This window comes from Isoptericola hypogeus (assembly GCF_039531145.1).
GTDB lineage: Bacteria > Actinomycetota > Actinomycetes > Actinomycetales > Cellulomonadaceae > Isoptericola > Isoptericola hypogeus.
On sequence record NZ_BAAAPM010000008.1, the window covers coordinates 130,946 to 154,679 of the forward strand.

A 23,734-nucleotide genomic window follows, 5' to 3' on the forward strand; every position below is an offset into this window, starting at 1 on the left:
GAACCGGCCCGCACCGGCCCGCACCGTCCGACCAGTCAGCGCACCCGAAGGAAGAGTGAGCCCGATGCCCGTGGCCGTCCGCGTGATCCCGTGCCTCGACGTCGACGCCGGCCGCGTCGTGAAGGGGGTCAACTTCGCCAACCTCCGCGACGCCGGGGACCCGGTCGAACTCGCGGCCAGGTACGACCGCGAGGGCGCCGACGAGGTGACGTTCCTCGACGTCTCCGCGTCCTCCGGGGGCCGCGAGACGATGGTGGACGTGGTGCGGCGCACCGCCGACCAGGTCTTCGTCCCGCTCACCGTGGGCGGCGGCGTCCGCACCACCGACGACGTCGACCGGCTGCTGCGGGCGGGCGCCGACAAGGTCGGCGTGAACACGGCGGCGATCGCGCGGCCCGAGCTCATCGCCGAGATCGCGGCCCGGTTCGGCCGGCAGGTGCTGACGCTGTCCGTCGACGCCCGACGCGTCACCGGCGACACGGTGACGGCGTCGGGCTTCGAGGTCACCACCCACGGCGGGCGCCGCGGGACCGGCATCGACGCGGTCGAGTGGGCCGAGCGGGCCGCCCGGCTCGGGGCGGGCGAGATCCTGCTCAACTCGATGGACGCCGACGGCACCACGTCCGGCTTCGACCTGGAGATGCTCGCCGCGGTGCGCGGGAAGGTGCAGGTGCCGCTGGTCGCCTCCGGCGGCGCGGGCACGCCCGAGGACTTCGTCGCGGCGGCCCGGGCGGGCGCGGACGCCGTACTCGCGGCGAGCGTGTTCCACTTCGGTGCCCTCAGCGTCGGGCAGGTCAAGGAGGCGCTCGCCGCCGCGGGCGTCGAGGTGCGGAGGTGAGCCCGCGTCGCGGCGCCCGCGGACGGACGTCCGTGAGCCGCGCCCGATGAGCGGCAGTCCCGCCGCCGCGACCCTCACCGGCTCGCGGCCGCGTCGCTCGGCGGCGCTCATGTGGCGCGGCATGCGCACCGAGCCCCGCCTGTACGTGCTCGCGGTGGCGGCGTCCGCGCTGTTCGGCGCGGCGACGGTGGCGGTGAGCCGCGCGGTCGGCTGGGCGACCGACGCCGTCGTCGTCCCCGCGATCGGCGGCGACCCGGACGCCCGGGCCCGGATCTGGCAGGCGGGCCTCGTGCTCGCGGCGGTCGCGGTGACCCTCGCCCTCAGCGTCGCGGGACGGCGGATCTGGGCCGGCCTCGGTTTCGCCGCGATCCAGGCCCACCACCGCCGCGGCGTCACGCGCCAGTACCTGCGGCTGCCGATGTCGTGGCACCGCGCCCACCCGACGGGCCAGCTGCTGTCCAACGCGAGCGCCGACGTCGAGGCCGCGACGGGCGTGTTCAACCCGCTGCCGTTCGCCCTCGGCGTGGTCGTGATGATCGTCGTCGCGACGGTGATGCTGCTCGCGATCGACGTGTGGCTGGCCGCCGCGGCGCTGGTCGTGATCCCGGTGGCGGTCGCGGTCAACCTCGTCTTCCAGCGCTACATGGCCCCGGCGGCCACGCGGGCGCAGCAGCTCCGGGCCGAGGTGGCCGACGTCGCCCACGAGTCCTTCGAGGGTGCGCTGCTGGTCAAGTCGCTCGGCACCGCGGACCGCGAGGAGGCGCGCTTCGCCGACCGCGCCGACGCCCTGCGGGCAGCCAACGTGCGGGTCGGCGTGGTCCGCGCCTTCTTCGATCCGGCCATCGAGCTGCTGCCCTCGCTGGGCACCCTCGCGGTGCTGGGCGTGGGGACCTGGCGCGCGTCGTCGGGCGCCGTGGACGCGGGCGACGTCGTCACGGCCGCCTACCTGCTGACCGTGATGGCCGTGCCCGTGCGGGCGTTCGGCTGGGTGCTCGGGGAGCTGCCGCGCGCCCTGGTCGGGTACGAGCGGATCGCCCGCGTGCTGGACGCCCGCGGCGTGCTCGCCACCGGGTCCGGCACCCTGCCGCGCCGCGCCTGGGGCCTCGCCCTCCGGCTGGAGGGCGTCGGGGTGGACGTCCCGGCCTCCGGCCGCACGGCCACGTTGCTCGACGGCGTCGACCTCGAGGTGGCGCCCGGCGCGACCGTCGCCGTGGTCGGCAGCACGGGGGCCGGCAAGACGACCCTCGTGTCGTTGCTGGCCCGGCTCAGCGACCCCACGCGCGGGCGCGTGCTGCTCGACGGCGCCGACCTGCGGGACCTGGCGCCCGGCGAGGTCCCGGCTCAGGTCGCGCTCGTCGCCCAGCAGACCTTCGTCTTCGAGGACACGGTGCGCGCGAACGTGACGCTCGCCGACCGGATCGACCCCGGCGGCGCGACCGACGACGACGGCGCGCCCGTGCCGGACGACGACGACGTGTGGGCCGCGCTGCGCGTCGCGCGCCTCGACGATGTCGTGCGCGAGCTGCCGGGCGGCCTCGACGCGCCGCTGGGCGAGCGCGGCGCCAACCTGTCGGGCGGGCAGCGCCAGCGGCTCGCGATCGCCCGCGCGCTGGTGCGCCGGCCCCGCCTGCTCGTGCTCGACGACGCCACCTCCGCGGTCGACCCCCGGGTGGAGTCCGAGATCCTCGGCGCCCTGCGCGCGGCCCGCCCCGCCGACGGCTCGGACGCCGTCCCCGACGGCCCGGACGGGACCCCCGCCGGCACGAGGGACCTCCGGGACGGGCGGCCGGTGCCGACGGTCGTCATGGTCGCCTACCGCATGTCGTCGGTGGCGCTCGCGGACGTCGTCGTGCACCTGGAGTCGGGGCGGGTCGTCGACGTCGGCACCCACGCCGACCTGTTGGCCCGGGACGCGGGCTACCGCGCCCTGGCGACCGCGTACGAGCAGGAGTCGGCGCGCCGCGAGCGTGAGCTCGCGGACGAGCGCGCCGCCGGCGAGGACGTGGCCGGCGGGGAGCACGGTGCCGGGGAACACGGTGCCGGGGACCGGGCGACCGAGGGGGACGGACGATGAGCGACTCGCGGATCGCCGCGGCGAGCAGCCTGGGCGTCCTGGCGACGCTGCGCCGCGGCGTGCAGATCTCCCCGCAGATCGCGGACGGCCTGTGGCTCACCCTCGCACTCGCGGTGCTCGCGGCAGCGGGTCGCGTCGTGGTGCCGGTGGCCGTGCAGCGCACCATCGACGACGGCATCCTCGCCGCGGGCGGCCCGGACGCCGGGCGGGTGGCCCTGATGACGGCGCTCGCGGGCGGGGCGGTCGTCCTGGCGGGCCTGTGCTCGGCGATGGTGAACGTCCGGCTGTTCCGCAGCGCGGAGGCCGGGCTGGCCGCGCTGCGGGTGCGCGCCTTCCGGCACGTGCACGACCTGTCGACCCTGTCGCAGGGCACCGAGCGCCGCGGGGCCCTGGTCTCGCGGGTCACGTCCGACGTCGACACCGTCTCGCTGTTCGTGCAGTGGGGCGGGATCATGCTGCTCGTCTCCTCGCTGCAGGTGCTGGTCGCGACGGCGCTGATGATCGTCTACTCCTGGCAGCTCACCGTGGTGGTGTGGCTGTGCTTCGTGCCCCTGTTCCTGGTGCTGCGCCGCGCCCAGCGGCACGTCAACGCGGCGTACACAGCCGTGCGGGCCAAGATCGGGGCGCTGCTGGGCGCGATCTCGGAGGCCGTCGTGGGCGCCGAGACCGTCCGGGCGTACGGCGTGGCCCGGCGCACCGGGCGGCGGATCGACGCGGCGATCGAGGACACGCGCGCCTCCCAGGCCCGCGCGCAGGTCCTCGTCTCGTCGGTGTTCTCCGGCGGGGTGCTGGTCGCCAACCTCGTGCTCGCCGTCGTCGTGGTGGTCGGCACGCTGCTCGGCGTGGGCGGCGGGCTGAGCGCCGGGCAGGTCGTCGCGTTCCTCTTCCTCGTCCAGCTCTTCACCGGTCCGGTGCAGATGGCCACCGAGATCCTCAACGAGCTGCAGAACGCGGTCGCCGGCTGGCGGCGCGTGCTCGCCGTGGTCGAGACGCCCCTCGACGTCGTCGACCCGCCCCACGGCGTGACGAGCCCGCGCGGCCCTGCGGCCGTGTCCCTGCGGGGGCTCCGCTACGCCTACCCGGACGGGCCAGAGGTGCTGCACGGCGTGGACCTCGACCTGCCGCCGCGGACCAAGGTCGCCGTCGTCGGCCGGACGGGCTCGGGCAAGACGACGATCGCCAAGCTCGTCGCCCGGCTCATGGACCCGACCTCGGGGCAGGTGCTCCTCGACGGCGTGGACCTGCGCGACGTGCGGGTCGGATCGCTGCGCGAGCGGGTCGTCCTCGTGCCGCAGGAGGGTTTTCTCTTCGACGGGACGGTGGCCGACAACGTCGCCTACGGGCTGCGCGACGAACGTGACGAACGTGACGAACGTTGCGACGCGGTGGGCGCCGAGGCCGGTCGCGAGCAGGCGCGGGCGCGGGTCGCGGCCGCCGTCGACGCGCTGGGGCTCACGGACTGGGTCGCGGACCTGCCCGCCGGCCTCGACACGCCCGTGGGGCAGCGCGGCGAGGCGCTCAGCGCGGGGGAGCGACAGCTCGTCGCGATCGCCCGCGCCTACCTCGCTGCGCCCGACCTGCTCGTGCTCGACGAGGCGACGTCCGCCGTCGACCCCGCCACCGAGGTGCGGATCGCCCGTGCGCTGGACTCGCTCACCTCCGGGCGGTCCACGCTGACCATCGCGCACCGCCTCTCGACGGCCGAGGCGAGCGACCTGGTGGTCGTGGTGGACGACGGCCGCGTGGTCGAGGTCGGGCCGCACGCCGAGCTCGCCGCGGCCGGTGGCGTGTACGCGGGGATGCACGCGAGCTGGGTGGCGCAGACGCGCTGACGGGCGGTCGGCCCGACGTGTCAAGATTCTCGGGTGCAGCCTCGAACCAGCCCCTCGCCGCTCGACCCCGCACTCGCCGACCGCCTCAAGCGGGACGAGCACGGCCTCGTCGCCGCCGTCGTGCAGCAGCACGACTCGGGCGAGGTGCTCATGCTCGGCTGGATGGACGACGAGGCCCTGCACCGCACGCTGACCAGCGGCCGGGTCACGTTCTGGAGCCGGTCGCGCGGCGAGTACTGGCGCAAGGGCGACACCTCCGGGCACGTGCAGCACGTGCGCTCCGTGGCGCTGGACTGCGACGGCGACGCCCTGCTGGTGCGGGTCGACCAGGTCGGCGCCGCCTGCCACACGGGCGCCCGCACGTGCTTCGAGGCCGGGGGCGACCTCGGCGCCGTCGTCGGGCCGTCCGGCCCGGCCGACGAGGCGTCCGCCCCGGCCCCGGCCGACCCCACCCACCCCCAGGAGACCCGGTGACCACGCCCGTCACGCCGCCGCCCGTCGTCACGCCGTCCGTCGCCGCGCCGGCCTCTGCCGCACCCACGGCCGACGAGCTCACGTGGGGCGCGACCTGGCCCTCGCTGGCGACGTTCCGCGAGCTCGCCACGGACCGCCGGGTGGTGCCGGTGGTGCGCCGCGTGCTCGCCGACGACGTCACCCCGGTCGGCCTGTACCGGACGCTGGCCCAGGGCCGGCCGGGCACGTTCGTCCTGGAGTCGGCGGAGACCTCGGGGGGCTGGTCGCGCTGGTCGTTCGTCGGCGTGGCGTCCCGCGCGACCCTGACCGCGCGGGACGGGCAGGCCGTCTGGCACGGCGACGTCCCGGTCGGCGTCCCGACGTCGGGCGACGTGGTCGACGTCCTCGGCGCCACCCTCGAGGCCCTGCGCACCCCGCCGATCGACGGTCTGCCCCCGCTGACCGGCGGGATGGCCGGGGCGCTGGGCTGGGACGTCGTGCGGCACTGGGAGCCGACCCTCCCGTCGCGCGCCCCCGACGAGCTCGGGGTGCCCGAGGTGGCCCTGAGCCTCGCGACCGACCTCGTCGCCGTCGACCACCACTCGGGCACCGTGTGGCTGATCGCCAACGCCATCAACGGCGACGGCACCGACGAGCGCGTCGACGAGGCGCACGCCGACGCCGTCGCCAGGCTCGACGCCATGGCCGCCCACCTCGCCGCCCCGGCACCGGTCGTGCGCACCGTGCTGCGCGACGTGGCAGACGTCGCCGAGCCGGAGCTGGAGTTCCGCTCGACCCGCGAGGAGTTCGAGGCGGCCGTGCGCGCCGGGCAGGAGGCGATCCGCGAGGGCGAGGTCTTCCAGGTGGTGCTGTCCCAGCGCCTCGACCTGGACTGCCCGGCCGACCCGCTCGACGTCTACCGGGCGCTGCGCACCATCAACCCGAGCCCGTACATGTACTACTTCCGCCTGACCGGCCCGGACGGCGGGGACTTCTCCGTGGTGGGGTCGAGCCCGGAGACGCTCGTCAAGGTCACCGACGGGCACGTCACGACGTACCCCATCGCGGGCTCGCGGCCCCGCGGCGCCACCGTCGAGGAGGACGTCACCTTCGGCGAGGAGCTGCTGGCCGATCCCAAGGAGCGCGCCGAGCACCTCATGCTGGTCGACCTGTCCCGCAACGACCTCGTCAAGGTGTGCGAGCCCACGTCGGTCGAGGTCGTGGAGTTCATGGCGACCCGGCGGTTCAGCCACATCATGCACCTGTGCTCCACGGTCGTGGGCCGGCTGCGCCCTGGCCGCACGGCGCTCGACACGCTGCGCGCGACGTTCCCGGCCGGCACTCTCTCGGGTGCGCCCAAGCCGCGGGCGATCGCGCTGATCGACGAGCTCGAGCCCGCGTCGCGCGGTATCTACGGCGGCACGGTGGGCTATCTCGACCTCGGCGGCAACATGGACATGGCGATCGCGATCCGCACCGCGTACATCGCCGGCGGCCGGGCGTCGGTGCAGGCCGGCGGCGGGATCGTCGCGGACTCCGTGCCCGCGCTCGAGTACGCGGAGTCGCGCAACAAGGCGGCCGCCGCCGTGCGGGCCGTGCAGCTCGCCGCCCGGTTCGGTGCCCTGTGAGCGGCGGAGCGACTGGCGCGAGCGGCGGAGCGACCGGCGCGGGGACTGCCCCGCTCGGCGGCCGGGGGCCGCTGCGGGCCCGCTCGCGCGCGGTGTGGTCGGTCGTCGCCCTGGGCGGGCTCCTGCTGGCCACCGCGGCGCCGACGTGGCTGAGCACCACGGTGTCGACGGCGCTCGAGGAGACGGTCCCCGTCGTGGTGACGGGCACGTCCGCGTCGCCCGCGGTCGGGGCGGCCGCGCTGGTCGTCGTCGCCGCGGGTGTCGCGCTGGCGATCGCCGGTCGCGTCGCGCGCTGGGTCGCTCTCGCGGTGGTGGCCCTCGCGGGCGGTCTGGCCACGGCGTCCGCCGTCGGGGTCCTGCTCGACCCCGTCCCCGTCGCGACGACCGGTGCGGGAGCCGCCGAGGGCGTGACGGACCTCACCTCGGCCGTCGCGGTGACCGTCTGGCCCTGGCTGACGGCCGCGCTCGGGGCCGTCGTCGTCCTCGTCGCCGTGCTGGCGGCTGCCGGCGCCCCGGGGTGGGCCTCGACGTCGAGCCGGCACGAGCGGGCGCCCGCGGCAGCCGGCGGCCACGCGGACGGCGCCGACGGCGCGGACGGCTCGGACGGCTCGGACGGCTCGGACGGCTCGGACGGCTCGGACGGCGCGGACGGCTCGGACGGCTCGGACGGCTCGGACGGCGCGGACGGCTCGGACGGCGCGGCCGGGCGCAGGGCCGGTCCGACCGGTGGCCGGCCCGACGAGGGGCCCCGAGCGCCGTCGGGAGAGCCGGCCCGCGGGCGGTCCGGCGACCCCGGGACGGAGCCCGCCCCGCCGCACGACCCGCACGACGCGTGGGACGCGCTGACCCGCGGTACGGACCCGTCCGAGGACCGCTAGGCTGGTCCTCGCACACGTCACGAAAGGCATCTACTCCATGACCGACAACCGCAACGCCGAGGTGGCCTACCTGCCGCCGGCCGTCCCGCCCACCAACCACGGCCACACGGTCGCGGCCTGGTTCACGATGATCGGGATCATGGTCGGCGCGATCGTCGCCGCGGTCGGCGTCACCATCGCCGCGGTCTGGCTCTTCTGGGTCGGCATGGGCATCGTCGTCGTGGCGAACGTCATCGGCCTCGTCCTGCGCAACATGGGCTACGGCCAGGCGAGGTCGGGCGCGGCACCGCGACGGGAGCCGGCCGCGCACTGAGCGCCCCGCGGCGCCGGCCGGGCCGGACACGACATGCGCGCGGCGCGCCCCCATCCGAACAGCGGTGGGGGCGCGCCGCGCTCGTCCGTCCCGGCGCTGCGCCGAGGGCGAGCCGGAGCAGCACAGCCGCTGGCCTGGGGCGCCCTGGGAGCCGCGGCGACGGCGCTGGTGGCGGCGGTGGACCCGCACGTCGGCGGACGGTACCCCGCGTGCCCGCTCCTGGCGCTCACCGGGCTGGCGTGCCCCCTGTGCGGGGCGCTGCGGGCCACTCACGACCTGGCGCACCTCGACGTGGCGGGGGCGTGGGCGGCGAACCCGCTGTGGGTCCTCGTCGTCCCGGTGCTGGTCCTGGCGTGGGCGACCTGGACGGTGCGCGCGTGGCGTTGGGGCCGTGCGGACGCGGGGCGCGCCCGCACGGCACAGCGCGTCCCGTTGCGGCTGCTCCTGGTGCTGGTGGGAGGCGCGGCGGTCGTCTTCGGGGTGCTGCGCAACGTCCCCGCCCTCGCCGCCGCGCTCGGTCCGGGCGGCTGACGCCCGCCGCCTCGGGCTCGTCTCACCGCTCGGAGGCGTGTCCAGGGTCACCCTCGGGCGGGCCTACGATGACAGGCAGGCACCGCCATGACGCCGGGCATGAGGCCGGGCATGAGGGTGGGGACGGTGCCAGGGGACGGGGAGGCAGACCATGACGGTCCTTCAGGACATCGTCGCGGGGGTCCGTGAGGACCTGGCCGTGCGTCAGGCACGCACGCCGCTCGACGTGCTCAAGGAGCGCGCGGCACGGGTTCCGGGCGCTCTCGAGTGCTGCAGCCGGCTGCTGTCGGAGGACCGCGTCGCCGTGATCGCGGAGGTGAAGCGGTCCAGCCCCAGCAAGGGCTCGCTCGCCCCCATCACCGACCCGGCCTCTCTCGCCGAGGAGTACGCCCGCGGGGGAGCGAGCGCGATCTCGGTGCTCACCGAGCAGCGGCGGTTCGGCGGCAGCCTGGACGACCTGGACGCCGTGCGCGCCCGGGTGGACGTCCCGGTCCTGCGCAAGGACTTCGTCGTCACGCCGTACCAGGTGTGGGAGGCCCGGGCCCACGGCGCCGACCTCGTGCTGCTCATCGTCGCGGCCCTCGAGCAGACGGTGCTGACGTCGCTCGTCGAGCGCGTGCACTCGCTCGGCATGACCGCCCTCGTCGAGGCGCACACGGCCGACGAGGTCCGCCGGGCGCTGGACGCCGGCGCCCGGGTCGTCGGCGTCAACGCGCGCGACCTCAAGACGCTCGAGGTGGACCGCACCACGTTCGCCCGGCTCGCGCCCCTGGTGCCCGACGACGTCGTGCGCGTCGCCGAGTCCGGCGTCCGCGGCCCGCACGACGTGCTCGACTACGCCCGGGCCGGCGCGCACGCCGTCCTCGTCGGCGAGGCCCTGGTGACGGACGGCGCCCCGCGCCGCTCGGTGGCGGACCTGGTCGCGGCGGGGCAGCACCCGGCCCTGTGGTCGGTTCGCCCGGCGGCCCAGCCCTGACCGCGCCGGCGGGCGCTCGCCCCGCCGCCACCGCCCGATCGTTCTCCCCGACCCGAGAGAGAGGCCCCGTGCCCGACCAGGTGCCCCCCCAGGCGCCCGACCAGCCCGTCCGGGACGCGCTCACCGAGACCCTCGCCCACCAGGTGCTGGGTCGCCTCGCCGACGTGCAGGGCCCGTACTTCGGCGAGTTCGGCGGCCGGTTCGTCCCCGAGGCGTTGATCGCCGCGCTCGACGAGCTCGAGACCGAGTACCGCAAGGCGCTGGGCGACCCGGCGTTCACCGACGAGCTCGCCCGCCTGCACCGGGAGTACACCGGCCGGCCGTCGCCGCTCACCGAGGTGCCGCGCTTCGCCGCGCACTGCGGCGGGGCCGAGGCGGGCCATCGCGTCTTCCTCAAGCGGGAGGACCTCAACCACACGGGCTCGCACAAGATCAACAACGTCCTCGGCCAGGCGCTGCTGGTCAAGCGCATGGGCAAGACCCGCGTGATCGCCGAGACCGGCGCGGGCCAGCACGGCGTCGCCACGGCCACGGCGGCCGCCCTCCTCGACCTCGAGTGCGTGGTCTACATGGGCGAGGAGGACACCCGGCGCCAGGCGCTCAACGTGGCCCGCATGCGCCTCCTGGGCGCCGAGGTCGTCCCCGTGACGATCGGCTCGCGCACGCTCAAGGACGCGATCAACGAGGCGCTGCGCGACTGGGTCGCCAACGTGGAGAGCACGCACTACCTGCTCGGCACGGTCACCGGGCCGCACCCGTTCCCCGAGATGGTGCGGGAGTTCCACCGGATCATCGGCGAGGAGGCCCGCGAGCAGATCCTCGACCGCACGGGTCGCCTCCCCGACGCCCTCGCGGCCTGCGTGGGCGGCGGCTCCAACGCCCTCGGCCTCTTCAACGCCTTCCTCGACGACGAGTCCGTCGCCCTGTACGGCTTCGAGGCCGGCGGCGAGGGCGTCGACTCGGGCCGGCACGCGGCACGGTTCTCGGGCGGCGCCCCGGGCGTGCTGCACGGCGCCCGGTCGTACCTGCTGCAGGACGACGACGGCCAGACGCTGCCGAGCCACTCGGTCTCGGCGGGCCTCGACTACCCGAGCGTCGGCCCGGCGCACGCCTGGCTGCACGACCTCGGCCGCGCCACCTACGAGCCGGTGACCGACGACGAGGCCATGGAGGCGTTCCGCCTCCTGTGCCGCACGGAGGGCATCATCCCGGCGATCGAGTCGGCGCACGCGCTCGCGGGGGCGCTGCGGCTCGGCCGCCGGGCCGCCGACGAGGGTCGTACCGGGCACGTGATCCTCGTGAACCTGTCCGGCCGCGGCGACAAGGACGTGGCGACGGCCGCGCGCTGGTTCGGTCTGCTGGACGCCGGCGACGAGCACGAGACCGAGGGGGACCGGTGAGCCCGACGAGCACGACGACACCCGCGGCGGGCGCCGCGGGCACGGTCTCGCCCACGGGCGCGCGTCTCGCCGCCCTGCGCGCCGAGGGCCGCGCCGCGCTGGTCGGCTACCTCCCCGTCGGGTTCCCGGACGTCGAGCGCTCCGTCGAGGCCGTCCTCGCGATGGTCGACGCCGGGGTGGACGTGGTCGAGATCGGCGTGCCGTACACCGACCCGGTGATGGACGGCCCGGTGGTCCAGGCGGCCGCCGAGGCGGCGCTGGCGGGCGGCGCCCGCGTGCGCGACGTCCTGCGCGTGGTCGAGGCCGTCGCCGAGCACTCGGGCGGACGGGTGCCGTCCCTCGTGATGACGTACTGGAACCCGGTGCTGCGGCACGGTGTGGACGCGTTCGCACGCGACCTCGCCACCGCGGGCGCCGCGGGCCTGATCACCCCCGACCTCATCCCCGACGAGGGCGCCGACTGGCTCGCCGCGTCCGACGCGCACGGTCTCGACCGCGTCTTCCTCGTGGCCCCCAGCTCGACCACGGAGCGGCTGCGGCTGACGGCGCGCGCCTCGCGCGGCTTCGTGTACGCGGCCTCGACGATGGGCGTCACGGGCGTCCGTGCGCAGGTCGGCGAGGGGGCCGAGCGGCTCGTGGCCGACACCCGCGCCGCGGGAGCCGAGCACGTCTGCGTCGGCCTCGGCGTCTCGACCGGCGACCAGGCGGCGCAGGTCGGCCGGTACGCCGACGGCGTGATCGTGGGCTCCGCCCTCGTGCGCACCCTGCTCGCCGACGCCCCGTGGGCGGCCCGGCTGGACGCCCTGCAGACCCTGACCGCCGACCTCGCCGACGGCGTCCGGCGCGCGCGCCTCGACGCGGGCGCCGTTCCCGCCTCGACCCACCCGGCCGTTCCCGCCACGACCCACCCGGAGACCTCCCCGTGATTCCTCTGACGGCCGCCGTGCACGCGGCGATCCCGAGCCCGCCGGAGCACACCTGGTACCTCGGTCCCGTGCCGGTCCGCGCCTACGCGCTGGCGATCCTCGCCGGGATCGTCGTCGCCGTGTGGATCACCACCAAGCGGTGGGTGGCGCGCGGCGGCATCGCCGACGACGTGCTCGACATCGCCTTCTGGGCGGTGCCGTTCGGCATCGTCGGCGGGCGCCTCTACCACGTGATCAGCACCCCCGACCCGTACTGGGGGGAGGGGGGCGATCCTGTCCGGGCGCTCTACGTCTGGGAGGGCGGCCTCGGGATCTGGGGCGCGGTCGCGCTCGGCGGCCTCGGCGCGTGGATCGGCTGCCGCCGCAAGGGCGTCAGCCTCGCCGTCTTCGCCGACGCGCTGGCCCCCGGGCTGCTGGTCGCGCAGGCGATCGGGCGGCTCGGGAACTGGTTCAACCAGGAGCTCTTCGGCGCGCCCACGACCCTGCCGTGGGGCCTGCGGATCGACCCCGCATACCTGCCCGTGGACCCCGCGACCGGGTCGGTCTACGCGGAAGGTACTCTCTTCCATCCGACGTTCCTCTACGAGATGCTCTGGAACCTCGCAGCGGCGGCGTTCTTGGTCTGGTTGGACCGTCGGTACAGGCTCGGTCATGGGCGGGTATTCTGGGCCTACGTCGCGATCTACACCCTCGGCAGGGTGTGGATCGAGATGCTCCGCATCGACACCGCCGAGCACGTGCTCGGGCTGCGGCTGAACGTGTGGACGTCGATCGTCGTGGGCCTCGGTGCCCTCGTCGCGTTCGTCGTCATCGGGAGGCTGCGACCCGGCCGCGAGGACGGCGTCTACCTGCCCGGGCGCGCTGCGCCCGAGCGGGCGGAGGCCACGGCGGCCGACCCGGACGAGTCCGGGCCGGCCGCGCACGACAGCGAGCACGAGAAGGACCAGCAGCACGAGCACGACGGCGCCGACGACAGCGGCGCCGGCCGGGCGGGAACCTCCGAGGGGGGTGCCGGCCCGGACCGCGCGGACGTGGATGCCGGCGGGCCCGACCAGGGCCCGGCAGCCCGCGCCTGAGGCGGCCACGCCCCCCGAGAACCCCCCGGGGGCGTGCCGCCCGAGTTCCGACGGGCCGACGACGTCCCGACCACCCATGAGCATGACGCGCCCGCGTGCGGGCGCGGACGGAGGACGGTGTTGATGACCACGCCGCAGCATCGGGTCGCGCGCCCGGAGGCCCAGGGCCTCTACGACCCCGCGGCCGAGCACGACGCGTGCGGTGTCGCGTTCGTCGCGACCCTGCGCGGGACGCCCGGCCGCGACATCGTGGACGCAGGCCTGACCGCCCTGCTGAACCTCGACCACCGCGGTGCGGTCGGCGCCGAGGAGAACAGCGGCGACGGCGCGGGGATCCTCACGCAGATCCCCGACGCCTTCGTCCGGGACGTGGTCGCCGCGGAGCTGCCGCCCGCCGGCCGCTACGCGATCGGCATGGCCTTCCTGCCCCGGGACGCGGACGAGGCCGACGCGGCCGCGCGCCGGTTCGAGGCGATCGCCGCCGAGGAGAAGCTCGACGTCCTCGCGTGGCGCGACGTGCCCGTGACGGCCGACCTCGTCGGTCCGACGGCCCGCGCCTCCATGCCCCTGTTCCGGCAGGTCGTCGTGGCCGACCCGGCACGCGAGCTGTCAGGCCTCGAGCTCGACCGCCGCACCTACCGCCTGCGCAAGCGCGCCCAGCACGAGCTGGACCTGTTCCTCGCCTCGCTGTCGAGCCGCACCCTGACCTACAAGGGCATGCTCACCACGGCGCAGCTCGAGCCGTTCTTCCCCGACCTGTCCGACCCGCGGTACGCGTCGGAGATCGCGCTGGTCCACTCGCGCTTCTCGACGAACACGTTCCCGTCGTGGCCGCTGGCGCAGCCGTTCCGCCTCGTGGCGCACAACGGCGAGATCAACACGGTGCGCGGGAACCGGAACTGGATGGCGGCCCGCGAGGGCACGCTGGCCAGCGAGGTCCTCGGCGACCTGGACTCCCTGCTGCCGGTGTGCACGGAGGGCTCGAGCGACTCGGCGAGCTTCGACGAGGTCCTCGAGCTGCTGCACCTGGGCGGGCGCACGCTGCCGCACGCGGTGCTGATGATGATCCCGGAGGCGTGGGAGAACCACGCCGAGATGGACCCGGCCCGCCGCGCGTTCTACGCCTACCACTCGAACCTCATCGAGCCGTGGGACGGGCCCGCCTGCCTGACCTTCACGGACGGCACGCTCATCGGGGCGGTCCTCGACCGCAACGGGCTGCGCCCCGGCCGCTTCTGGGTCACCGAGGACGGGCTCGTGGTGCTCGCGTCCGAGGCCGGCGTGCTCGACATCGACCCGGCGACCGTCGTGCGCAAGGGTCGGCTCGAGCCCGGCAAGATGTTCCTCGTCGACACCGAGCAGGGACGCATCGTCGAGGACGACGAGGTCAAGTCGCAGCTCGCCGCGCAGCGCCCCTACGCGCAGTGGGTCGAGGAGAACTCGATCTCGCTGGAGTCGCTGCCGGAGCGGGAGCACGTCGCGCACAGCCCGGCGTCCGTGCAGCGGCGGCAGCGGGCCTTCGGGTACACGTCCGAGGAGCTCAAGGTCATCCTCACGCCGATGGCGAACCAGGGCGGCGAGCCGCTCGGCGCGATGGGCTCGGACACCCCGGTCGCGGTGCTCTCCAGCCGGCCGCGGCTGCTGTTCGACTACTTCACGCAGATGTTCGCGCAGGTGACCAACCCGCCGCTGGACGCCATCCGCGAGGAGCTGGTCACGTCGATCGGCGGCGCCATCGGGCCCGAGCCGAACCTGCTCGACGACGACCCGCGCCACGCCCGCAAGCTGATCCTGCCGTTCCCGGTGCTCGACAACGACGAGCTCGCGAAGATCGTGCGCATCGACCGCGACGAGCGGCTCGAGGGCGAGTTCCGGGCCGTGACGGTCCGTGGCCTGTACGAGGTCTCGGGCGGCGGGCGCGCCCTGCAGGCGCGGCTCGAGGAGATCTTCGCCGAGGTCGACGCGGAGATCGACGCCGGGGTCACGCACATCGTGCTGTCCGACCGCGACTCGGACTCCGAGCTCGCGCCGATCCCGTCGCTGCTGCTCACGAGCGCCGTGCACCACCACCTGCTGCGCCGCCAGACCCGCACGCGGATCTCGCTGGTCGTCGAGGCGGGCGACGTGCGCGAGGTGCACCACGTCGCGCTGCTCATCGGCTACGGGGCCGCCGCGGTGAACCCGTACCTCGCGATGGAGACGGTCGAGGACCTCGCGGTGCGCGGCTATCTCGACGTCTCGCCGGAGAAGTCGGTCGCGAACCTCATCAAGGCGCTCGGCAAGGGCGTGCTCAAGGTGATGAGCAAGATGGGCATCTCGACGATCATGTCGTACCGCGGTGCGCAGATCTTCGAGGCCGTCGGCCTGTCCCACGAGCTGGTCGAGGACTACTTCACGGGGACCACGAGCCGGCTCGCCGGCATCGGGCTGGACGTCATCGCGGCGGAGGTCGCGGCGCGGCACGCCGAGGCGTACCCGGCGTCGGGCAACCACAAGCCGCACCAGCGGCTCACGTCCGGCGGCGAGTACCAGTGGCGTCGTGACGGCGAGGAGCACCTCTTCGACCCGGAGACGGTGTTCCGGCTGCAGCACGCCACCCGCACCGGCCGGATGGACATCTTCCGCCAGTACACGCGCCGGGTGGACGAGCAGTCCCGCCGGCTCATGACGCTCCGCGGCCTGCTGCGCTTCTCCCCGGACCGCGAGCCCGTGCCGATCGACGAGGTCGAGCCGGTCAGCGAGATCGTCAAGCGGTTCAACACCGGAGCGATGTCGTACGGCTCCATCTCGGCCGAGGCGCACGAGACGCTCGCGATCGCCATGAACCGCCTCGGCGGCCGGTCGAACACCGGCGAGGGCGGCGAGGACCCGGAGCGCCTGTACGACCCCGAGCGCCGCTCGCGGGTCAAGCAGATCGCCTCGGGCCGGTTCGGCGTGACCAGCGAGTACCTCACGAACGCCGACGACATCCAGATCAAGCTCGCCCAGGGCGCGAAGCCCGGCGAGGGCGGTCAGCTGCCCGGGCCCAAGGTGTACCCGTGGGTGGCCAAGACGCGGCACTCGACGCCCGGCGTCGGCCTCATCTCGCCGCCGCCGCACCACGACATCTACTCCATCGAGGACCTCGCGCAGCTCATCCACGACGCGAAGAACGCGAACCCGAGCGCGCGCGTCCACGTCAAGCTCGTCTCCGAGTTCGGCGTGGGCACGGTCGCGACGGGCGTCTCCAAGGCGCACGCCGACGTCGTGCTGATCTCCGGTCACGACGGCGGCACGGGCGCCAGCCCGCTGACGTCCCTCAAGCACGCGGGCACGCCCTGGGAGATCGGCCTCGCCGAGACCCAGCAGACCCTGGTGCTCAACAGCCTGCGCGACCGGATCGTCGTCCAGGTGGACGGGCAGATGAAGACGGGCCGCGACGTCGTCGTGGCCGCGCTGCTCGGCGCCGAGGAGTTCGGCTTCGCCACCGCCCCGATGGTCGTCTCCGGCTGCATCATGATGCGGGTCTGCCACCTGGACACGTGCCCGGTGGGCGTGGCCACGCAGAACCCGGAGCTGCGCAGCCGCTTCACCGGCAAGCCCGAGTTCGTCGTGAACTTCTTCGAGTTCATCGCGCAGGAGGTGCGCGAGCACCTCGCCTCGCTCGGCTTCCGCAGCGTCGTGGAGGCGGTCGGCCACGTCGAGGCTCTCGACACCCGCAAGGCCGTCGACCACTGGAAGGCCCAGGGGCTCGACCTCGGGCCCGTCCTCGCGGCGCCGCAGGCCGCCCCGGGGGCGGTGCTGCACCAGGTGACGACCCAGGACCACGGCCTCGACAAGGCGCTCGACCAGCAGCTGGTGGTGCAGGCGCGCCCGGCGCTCGAGGACGCCGTCCCCGTGAAGATCGAGGTCGGCGTGCGCAACGTCAACCGCACCGTGGGCACGATGCTCGGTCACGAGGTGACCAAGCGGTACCGCGGCGCGGGCCTGCCCGACGACACGATCGACGTCAGCCTGACCGGCTCGGCGGGGCAGTCGCTCGGCGCCTTCCTGCCGCGCGGCGTGACGCTGCGCCTCTTCGGCGACGCGAACGACTACGTCGGCAAGGGCCTCTCCGGCGGTCGGATCGTCGTCCGCCCGGACCGGGCCGCGGTGCTCGAGGGCGCGGCCAACGTCGTCGCGGGCAACGTCATCGGGTACGGCGCGACCTCCGGCGAGATCCTGCTCCGCGGTCGGGTGGGGGAGCGATTCGCGGTGCGCAACTCGGGGGCGACGCTCGTCGTCGAGGGCGTGGGCGACCACGGCTGCGAGTACATGACGGGCGGCACGGTCCTCGTGCTCGGCCCGACCGGACGCAACTTCGGAGCCGGCATGTCCGGCGGCGTGGCGTACGTCCTCGGGCTGCGCGACGTCGCGATGAACGCCCAGGCCGTCGCGGGCGGCGAGCTGCAGGTCGGCCCGCTGGACGACGCGGACTGGGCGACGGTGCAGGGGCTGCTGCGCCGCCACCTGGACGAGACCGGGTCGCCGGTCGCGGCCGAGCTGCTCGAGGAGCAGGGCGTGCGGGACCGGTTCTCGCGGGTCCTCCCGCTGGGCTGGGCCCGGGTGCGCGCCGCGCTCGCCGAGTCCGAGGCGGCCGGCGTCACGCTGGGCGAGGGCGACGACTTCGACCCGTCGCTGTGGGAGCAGATCATGGAGGTGGCGCGTGGCTGACCCCCGCGGATTTCTGAAGGTGCGGGAGCGCGAGCTCCCGCCGAACCGTCCGGTCGAGGTGCGCCTGCGCGACTGGAAGGACACGCACGCCCACCGGGAGGACGGTCAGCCGTTCCTCAAGGAGCAGGCGGGCCGCTGCATGGACTGCGGCATCCCGTTCTGCCACCAGGGCTGCCCGCTCGGCAACCTCATCCCGGACTGGAACGACCTGGTGTGGCGCGACCAGTGGGCCGACGCGATCGAGCGCCTCCACGCGACCAACAACTTCCCGGAGTTCACGGGCCGCGTGTGCCCGGCCCCGTGCGAGACGAGCTGCGTGCTCGGCATCAACCAGCCGGCCGTGACCATCAAGAACGTCGAGGTCTCGATCATCGACGAGGCGTTCGCCCGCGGGCTGGTCACGCCGCAGGTGCCGCAGCGGCTCACGGGCTCGACCGTGGCGGTCGTCGGCTCCGGCCCGGCCGGGCTGGCGGCGGCCCAGCAGCTGACGCGCGCCGGGCACACGGTCGTCGTGTACGAGCGCGACGACGCCATCGGCGGGCTCCTGCAGTACGGCATCCCCGACTTCAAGCTCGAGAAGGTGCACATCGCACGTCGCCTCGAGCAGATGGAGGCCGAGGGCACGCGCTTCCGGCCCGGCGTCGAGATCGGCCGGGACATCACCTGGGACGCGCTGCGCCGCCGCTTCGACGCGGTCGTCGTGGCCACCGGGGCGACCGTGCCCCGCGACCTCGCCCTGCCCGGTCGCGAGCTGTCGGGCATCCACTTCGCCATGGACTTCCTGGTCCCCGCGAACAAGGCGGCGGCGGGCAACCCGGTCGCGGACGCGCCGAGCGCCGCGGGCAAGCACGTGATCATCATCGGCGGCGGCGACACCGGCTCCGACTGCCTCGGCACCTCGCTGCGGCAGGGGGCGGCGAGCGTCACGACGCTCGCCATCGGCAAGAGGCCGCCGGTCGAGCGCTCCGCGACCCAGCCGTGGCCGACCGATCCGATCGTGTTCGAGGTCTCGACCTCCCACGAGGAGGGCGGCGAGCGCACCTACCTCGCCTCGACGGTAGAGTTCGTGGCTGGCGCGGACGGCGCCGTGCAGGCGCTGCGTGTCGCCGAGACCGAGTACCTGCCGGACGGCCGCCGTGTACCCAAGGCGGGTACCGAGCGCGAGATCCCGGCCGACCTGGTACTGATCGCGATGGGCTTCACCGGCCCGGAGACCGACCGGATCACCGACCAGACGGGCATCGAGCTGACCGGGCGTGGCCTCGTGCGCCGCGACGACGAGTACGCGAGCAGCGTGCCCGGCGTGTACGTGACGGGCGACGCCGGTCGCGGGCAGTCGCTGATCGTGTGGGCGATCGCCGAGGGCCGCGCCACCGCGGCCGCCGTGGACGCCTACCTGCAGGGCAGCACCGAGCTGCCCGCACCGGTGGGTCCGCGGACGGTCGCGCTGCGAGGATAGGTACGACAGGTCCTCACGACCTGATGAGCAAGACCCGGGCGCCGTTTCGGCGCCGGGGCCCGGCCCCGGCTCGCGTCGGGACCGTTCGACGACGAGGCTGGAGACATGCGCAGAGCGAAGATCGTGTGCACCATCGGACCCGCGACGGCGTCCGCCGAGAAGCTGCGGGAGCTGGTGGACGCGGGCATGGACGTGGCCCGGATCAACCGGAGCCACGGCGAGCAGGCGGAGCACGAGGCCGTCTACCAGGGTGTGCGGACCGCGGCGAAGGAGGCCGGTCGCAACGTCGCCGTCCTCGTCGACCTGCAGGGCCCGAAGATCCGGCTCGGCCGGTTCGACGGGGACCAGAAGCACTTCCTCAACGAGGGTGACACGTTCACCATCACGACCGAGGACGTCGTGGGCACCAAGGAGCTCGTCTCCACCACCCACAAGGGCCTGGCCCAGGACGCCCGCGTCGGCGACCCGCTCCTCATCGACGACGGCAAGGTCCGCGTGCGCGTCACCGCCGTCGAGGGCCCGCGCGTCGTGACGACGGTCGAGGTCGCCGGCCCGGTCTCGAACAACAAGGGCATCAACCTGCCGGGCGTCGCGGTCTCCGTGCCGGCGCTGTCCGAGAAGGACACCGACGACCTGCGCTGGGCGCTGCGCATGGGCGCCGACCTCATCGCGCTGTCCTTCGTCCGGTCCGCCAAGGACTACGACGACGTCGCCGCGATCATGGAGGAGGAGGGCCGCACGGTCCCCGTCATCGCCAAGATCGAGAAGCCGCAGGCGGTGGAGAACCTCGAGGAGGTCGTCGCCGCGTTCGACGGCTTCATGGTGGCGCGCGGCGACCTGGCGGTCGAGATGCCGCTCGAGCAGGTCCCGCTCGTGCAGAAGCGCATCGTCGAGCTCGCCCGCCGCAACGCCAAGCCGGTGATCGTCGCGACCCAGGTCCTGGAGTCGATGACCACCAGCCCGACCCCGACGCGCGCCGAGGCCTCCGACTGCGCCAACGCCGTGCTCGACGGCGCCGACGCGGTCATGCTCTCGGGCGAGACCAGCGTGGGCGACTACCCGATCGTGACCGTGCAGACCATGGCGCGGATCATCACGGCCACCGAGGAGATGGGCCGCGAGCGGATCGCGCCGCTCGGCTCGACGCCGCACACGCGCGGTGGCGTCATCACGCGCGCGGCCGCCGAGATCGGCGAGACGCTGGGCGTGAAGTACCTCGTGACCTTCACCCAGTCGGGCGACTCTGCCAAGCGGATGTCGCGGCTGCGGTCGGGGATCCCGCTGCTCGCCTTCACGCCCGAGGAGAGCGTGCGCAACGTCCTCGCGCTCACCTGGGGCACCACGACCTACCAGGTGCCGAAGGTCGGCAGCGTCGACGCGATGGTCGGCCAGGTCGACTCCACGCTGCAGGCCAACGGCCTCGCGGAGCCTGGCGACCGCGTGGTGATCGTCTCCGGCGCCCCCGTGGGCGTCCCGGGCACGACGAACTCGATCCTGGTCCACAAGGTCGGCAGCCACGGCGACCTGTCCGCGATCGCGGAGTGAGCTGAGCCCGGAGCACGGACACGCCAGGGGGCGTGCGGCAGGCCTCGCCTGCCGCACGCCCCTGGCGTTCGTCGTGCCGCGCGAGCCTCGGGCGGCTCAGCGCTCCACGAGCCGCCAGCCGACGGCCTCGAAGGCCTCCGGCGTCCGCTCGCCGTCGAGCAGGACCCCGCCCGGCGCCAGCGCCCGGACGCCGTCGACGAAGACGCCGCGACCGAGGTACGACGGGTCGGTGACCATGCGCCAGCGCACCTGCAGCTCGCCCGCGGGCAGCACGGCGCTGACGTGCGCCCAGCGGCGCGTGCCCGAGCCCGAGGCCACCCCGTCCGGATGGGTCGCCCAGCCCCGGTCGCGGACCAGGAACGGGAGCGGTTCCCAGGTGACACCGCCGTCGGCGGAGGTCTCGAGGTGCAGGACGTCCGACTCCTCCGTGTCGAGGTACAGGTCGAACCCGAGCAGGCCGCCCTTCCCCGGTACGTCGAGGTCGGTGGTGAGGGTGGACGTCGTGGCTTCGGTGTCGCCGGCGAACCAGGCGTCGTGGCCGCGGCGCGGCTCGACCCCCTGGGCGTAGGCCAGGCCGTGCGCCCACTCGCGGCGCGCGATGTTGATGCTCCCGGAGGCGCGCGACGGGTGGACGCGGTTGGTGAGCAGGATCGCGAACGTGTGCGCGTCGAAGTCGATCACCAGCGACGTGCCCGTGTACCCGGTGTGCCCCGCCGTCGTGGGTGCCGACATCGCGTCCATGTACCACCGCTGGTCGAGCTCGAAGCCCAGACCGTGGTCGTCGCCCGGGAACTCGGTGGTGAAGTTGGTGACCATCAGGCGCACGGAGTCCCGCTCCAGGATGCGGCGAGAGTCGTAGGTGCCGCCGTTGAGCAGCGCCTGCGAGAGGATCGCCAGGTCGTGCGCGGTCGAGAAGACCCCGGCGTGCCCGGCGACCCCGCCCAGCGACCAGGCGTTCTCGTCGTGCACCTCGCCCCGCACGACGCCGCGCGGCGGGCTGGCCTGGTACTCCGTCGCCGCCGTACGCTCCACGGCCGTCGGGATGTACCCCGTGTCGGTCATACCGAGCGGCTGGGTGACCCGCTCGGTCACGACCTGGTCGAGCGGCTTCCCGCGCAGCTCGGAGACGAGCTCGCCGAGCGCGATGAGGTTGAGGTCGCTGTACAGGTACCGGGTGCCGGCCGGCGCGTCGAGCGGCTGCGTCATGACGGCGGCGATGCGCGACTCCGGGTCCGGGTACCGGCTCCACAGCGGGAGCCACGACACGAAGCCGGACGTGTGCGTGAGGAGGTGGCGCACGGTGACGTCCTCCTTGCCGCCTGCCGCGAACTCGGGCAGGTAGGTGGCGACCGGCTCGTCCAGAGCCACCCGGCCCTCTTCGACGAGCTGCACGACCGCGATCGAGGTGAACAACTTCGATACCGACGCGAGGTCGAAGATCGTGTCCTCGCGCATGGGGACGCGCTCGTCGTCGGGGAGGGGCACGCCCTCGTCCCCGTAGGCGACGGCCCACCCGCTGGCGTCGGTGCGCACGATCTTGCCCTCGTACCCCATGAGCCCGACGGCGCCGGGGTAGAGCGGGTAGGTCGCGCTCCCGACAGGAACCTCGTGCGACCGCACCTGCTCGACCGCGGCCTCGATCGGCGCCGGGTCGAGGCCGACGTCGGCGGGGTCGGCCTCGGACAGCGTCGTGCGCGGCGGCATGAAGTGCACCGTAGCGCTCTGTTCCGAGCCGCCTCGTCCCCCGTCGTCGGCAGCCGCCGCGCTTCCCGCCGCGAGCGGCACGGCGACCAGCACCGCCGCCAGGCCGGACGCGACGCCGTGCCGGTGCCTGCGGCCGAGCCGGAGGTCGGGTCCCCGGCCGGGACCGGGTTCGTCGTTCGTGGTGCGCATCGTCAGGGTCCTTCCTGCATGCTGCGGACGTCGGCGGCGGCCTCGTTGCCGTCGCCCGGGTTGGCGTCGGCGTCGTCGCCGGCGCCGAGGAGCTGCGGCGGCCCGCGTCGTCGCGAGCGCGGAGCAGCTCCGATCCGTCAATATTTGCCATGGGATGTGGCTCACCTGAAAGTTACCGACGTGCTCGGGCCGAGGCAAGAGGCGAAGACGTCGGGGACGTGGCGTCGGGTGGTCTCGATCGTGCTCAGGTGCGGAAGCGCCGCAGAAGCGGGCGGCGCGCGTCGTCGCGGCGGGTCGGTGCGGGGTGCCCCGGGTGGGATTCGAACCCACACTGGATCGGGTTTGAGCCGATTGCCTCTGCCGGTTGGGCTACCGGGGCGTGCGGGGCCCATCGAACCACAAGGCCGGGCAGCCGTCCCAAACCGTCCGGCACGACGACGGGGAGAGTCACGGCCGCGTCGCACGACTCACACCCGGCGCGCACGCGGTCCGCCGCGGCGACGTCTAGGATGAGACGCGTGACCGAGAAGCCCAACGACGCGAAGCCCGAGGCGACGGTGCCGCTCGACCTGCCGCCCATGATCGATCAGGAGCCCGAGGCTCAGAAGGCGTCGCCGGAGCGAGCGGCGCGACGCGCCGTCGTCGCCGAGGACGAGGCGCTCATCCGGATGGACGTCGTCGAGACGCTCCGCGAGGCCGGGTTCGACGTCGTCGGCGAGGCCGGCGACGGCGAGACTGCGGTGCAGCTCGCGACGGAGCTCAAGCCCGACGTCGTGGTCATGGACGTGAAGATGCCCGAGCTCGACGGCATCTCCGCGGCCGAGCGGATCGGCAAGGCGCACGCCGCGCCCGTCGTGCTGCTCACCGCGTTCTCGCAGACCGAGCTCGTCGAGCGCGCGCGGGACGCCGGCGCCATGGCCTACGTGGTCAAGCCCTTCACCCCCGCCGACCTGCTCCCGGCGGTGGAGATCGCGATCTCCCGGTACCAGCAGATCGGCGCGCTCGAGTCGGAGGTCGCGGACCTCACCGAGCGGTTCGAGACCCGCAAGCGGGTGGACCGTGCCAAGGGCCTGCTGATGACCAAGATGGGCCTGAGCGAGCCCGAGTCGTTCCGGTGGATCCAGAAGACGTCGATGGACCGCCGCCTGACGATGCGCGAGGTCGCCGACGCCGTCATCGAGCAGGTCGGCGGCGCCTGATCCACCCCCGGCGGGCCGGTC

17 protein-coding genes and 1 tRNA gene are annotated in these 23,734 nt (G+C 74.4%); 16 read left to right on the forward strand and 2 right to left on the reverse strand.

All coding sequences use genetic code 11. The annotated features are described in order from the left end of the window. Nucleotides 1-64 precede the first annotated feature (64 nt). The 15 genes from hisF to pyk all read left to right on the forward strand — a co-directional run bounded on the left by hisF (nucleotide 65) and on the right by pyk (nucleotide 20,621). Complete coding sequence (gene hisF / locus ABD254_RS16335; RefSeq protein WP_344249652.1) at nucleotides 65-838, forward strand: imidazole glycerol phosphate synthase subunit HisF; 774 nt, start codon at nucleotides 65-67, stop codon at nucleotides 836-838. Between the two features lie 46 nt (nucleotides 839-884). Beyond that, nucleotides 885-2,912, forward strand: a complete 2,028-nt coding sequence (locus tag ABD254_RS16340; protein ID WP_344249653.1) for an ABC transporter ATP-binding protein — start codon at nucleotides 885-887, stop codon at nucleotides 2,910-2,912. Next, on the forward strand, nucleotides 2,909-4,744 hold the full coding sequence (locus ABD254_RS16345; RefSeq protein ID WP_344249655.1) for an ABC transporter ATP-binding protein: 1,836 nt from the start codon (nucleotides 2,909-2,911) through the stop codon (nucleotides 4,742-4,744). The genes ABD254_RS16340 and ABD254_RS16345 overlap by 4 nt, the downstream gene beginning before the upstream one ends. A 33-nt stretch (nucleotides 4,745-4,777) precedes the next feature. Further along, a complete protein-coding gene (hisI, locus tag ABD254_RS16350; protein ID WP_344249657.1) occupies nucleotides 4,778-5,218 on the forward strand; it encodes a phosphoribosyl-AMP cyclohydrolase in 441 nt (146 codons plus the stop codon). Continuing rightward, the gene (locus ABD254_RS16355) at nucleotides 5,215-6,825 is read left to right on the forward strand and encodes an anthranilate synthase component I (RefSeq protein ID WP_425553835.1); all 1,611 of its coding nucleotides are present in this window, start codon (nucleotides 5,215-5,217) and stop codon (nucleotides 6,823-6,825) included. The genes hisI and ABD254_RS16355 overlap by 4 nt, the downstream gene beginning before the upstream one ends. Beyond that, nucleotides 6,822-7,703 carry a Trp biosynthesis-associated membrane protein gene (locus ABD254_RS16360; RefSeq protein ID WP_344249659.1) on the forward strand — a complete coding sequence of 294 codons (882 nt, stop codon included), beginning with the start codon at nucleotides 6,822-6,824 and terminating at the stop codon, nucleotides 7,701-7,703. The genes ABD254_RS16355 and ABD254_RS16360 overlap by 4 nt, the downstream gene beginning before the upstream one ends. Nucleotides 7,704-7,740: 37 nt before the next feature. After that, nucleotides 7,741-8,016: an HGxxPAAW family protein gene (locus ABD254_RS16365; RefSeq protein WP_344249661.1), complete on the forward strand. Its 276-nt coding sequence runs from the start codon at nucleotides 7,741-7,743 to the stop codon at nucleotides 8,014-8,016. A 33-nt stretch (nucleotides 8,017-8,049) separates the two neighbouring features. Then, nucleotides 8,050-8,547: a DUF2752 domain-containing protein gene (locus tag ABD254_RS16370; protein WP_344249663.1), complete on the forward strand. Its 498-nt coding sequence runs from the start codon at nucleotides 8,050-8,052 to the stop codon at nucleotides 8,545-8,547. Nucleotides 8,548-8,698: 151 nt separating this feature from the next. Beyond that, nucleotides 8,699-9,523, forward strand: a complete 825-nt coding sequence (gene trpC / locus ABD254_RS16375) for an indole-3-glycerol phosphate synthase TrpC (protein WP_344249665.1) — start codon at nucleotides 8,699-8,701, stop codon at nucleotides 9,521-9,523. Nucleotides 9,524-9,666: 143 nt separating this feature from the next. Continuing rightward, nucleotides 9,667-10,923 (forward strand): tryptophan synthase subunit beta, encoded by a 1,257-nt coding sequence (gene trpB / locus ABD254_RS16380; RefSeq protein ID WP_344250074.1) that lies wholly within the window; start codon nucleotides 9,667-9,669, stop codon nucleotides 10,921-10,923. After that, complete coding sequence (trpA, locus tag ABD254_RS16385) at nucleotides 10,920-11,849, forward strand: tryptophan synthase subunit alpha (protein ID WP_425553837.1); 930 nt, start codon at nucleotides 10,920-10,922, stop codon at nucleotides 11,847-11,849. Before trpB ends, trpA begins: the two co-directional genes overlap by 4 nt. A gap of 5 nt (nucleotides 11,850-11,854) precedes the next feature. Next, nucleotides 11,855-12,925 (forward strand): prolipoprotein diacylglyceryl transferase, encoded by a 1,071-nt coding sequence (gene lgt, locus ABD254_RS16390; protein ID WP_344250076.1) that lies wholly within the window; start codon nucleotides 11,855-11,857, stop codon nucleotides 12,923-12,925. A 123-nt stretch (nucleotides 12,926-13,048) separates the two neighbouring features. Continuing rightward, nucleotides 13,049-17,617, forward strand: a complete 4,569-nt coding sequence (gltB, locus tag ABD254_RS16395) for a glutamate synthase large subunit (protein WP_344249667.1) — start codon at nucleotides 13,049-13,051, stop codon at nucleotides 17,615-17,617. Beyond that, complete coding sequence (locus tag ABD254_RS16400; protein ID WP_344249669.1) at nucleotides 17,610-19,076, forward strand: glutamate synthase subunit beta; 1,467 nt, start codon at nucleotides 17,610-17,612, stop codon at nucleotides 19,074-19,076. The genes gltB and ABD254_RS16400 overlap by 8 nt, the downstream gene beginning before the upstream one ends. A gap of 105 nt (nucleotides 19,077-19,181) precedes the next feature. After that, nucleotides 19,182-20,621: a pyruvate kinase gene (gene pyk, locus ABD254_RS16405; RefSeq protein WP_344249671.1), complete on the forward strand. Its 1,440-nt coding sequence runs from the start codon at nucleotides 19,182-19,184 to the stop codon at nucleotides 20,619-20,621. A 96-nt stretch (nucleotides 20,622-20,717) separates the two neighbouring features. Here the strand turns inward: pyk and ABD254_RS16410 are convergent, their stop codons facing one another. Together ABD254_RS16410 and ABD254_RS16415 are read right to left on the reverse strand one after the other, a co-directional pair. After that, nucleotides 20,718-22,514 (reverse strand): serine hydrolase domain-containing protein, encoded by a 1,797-nt coding sequence (locus ABD254_RS16410; protein ID WP_344249673.1) that lies wholly within the window; start codon nucleotides 22,512-22,514, stop codon nucleotides 20,718-20,720. A 305-nt stretch (nucleotides 22,515-22,819) separates the two neighbouring features. Next, nucleotides 22,820-22,893, reverse strand: a tRNA-Leu gene (locus tag ABD254_RS16415). 130 nt (nucleotides 22,894-23,023) lie between these two features. Here ABD254_RS16415 and ABD254_RS16420 point away from each other — a divergent pair. Then, nucleotides 23,024-23,713: an ANTAR domain-containing response regulator gene (locus ABD254_RS16420; RefSeq protein ID WP_425553838.1), complete on the forward strand. Its 690-nt coding sequence runs from the start codon at nucleotides 23,024-23,026 to the stop codon at nucleotides 23,711-23,713. Nucleotides 23,714-23,734: the final 21 nt, after the last annotated feature.

Coding starts and splice junctions, on each gene's coding strand:
- ABD254_RS16345 (WP_344249655.1), top strand. CDS start 2,909: ATGAGCGACTCGCGGATCGCCGCGGCGAGCAGCCTGGGCGTCCTGGCG.
- ABD254_RS16365 (WP_344249661.1), top strand. CDS start 7,741: ATGACCGACAACCGCAACGCCGAGGTGGCCTACCTGCCGCCGGCCGTC.
- ABD254_RS16420 (WP_425553838.1), top strand. CDS start 23,024: ATGAGACGCGTGACCGAGAAGCCCAACGACGCGAAGCCCGAGGCGACG.
- hisF (WP_344249652.1), top strand. CDS start 65: ATGCCCGTGGCCGTCCGCGTGATCCCGTGCCTCGACGTCGACGCCGGC.
- trpC (WP_344249665.1), top strand. CDS start 8,699: ATGACGGTCCTTCAGGACATCGTCGCGGGGGTCCGTGAGGACCTGGCC.
- gltB (WP_344249667.1), top strand. CDS start 13,049: ATGACCACGCCGCAGCATCGGGTCGCGCGCCCGGAGGCCCAGGGCCTC.
- ABD254_RS16410 (WP_344249673.1), bottom strand. CDS start 22,514: ATGCGCACCACGAACGACGAACCCGGTCCCGGCCGGGGACCCGACCTC.
- ABD254_RS16340 (WP_344249653.1), top strand. CDS start 885: ATGAGCGGCAGTCCCGCCGCCGCGACCCTCACCGGCTCGCGGCCGCGT.
- ABD254_RS16370 (WP_344249663.1), top strand. CDS start 8,050: ATGCGCGCGGCGCGCCCCCATCCGAACAGCGGTGGGGGCGCGCCGCGC.
- pyk (WP_344249671.1), top strand. CDS start 19,182: ATGCGCAGAGCGAAGATCGTGTGCACCATCGGACCCGCGACGGCGTCC.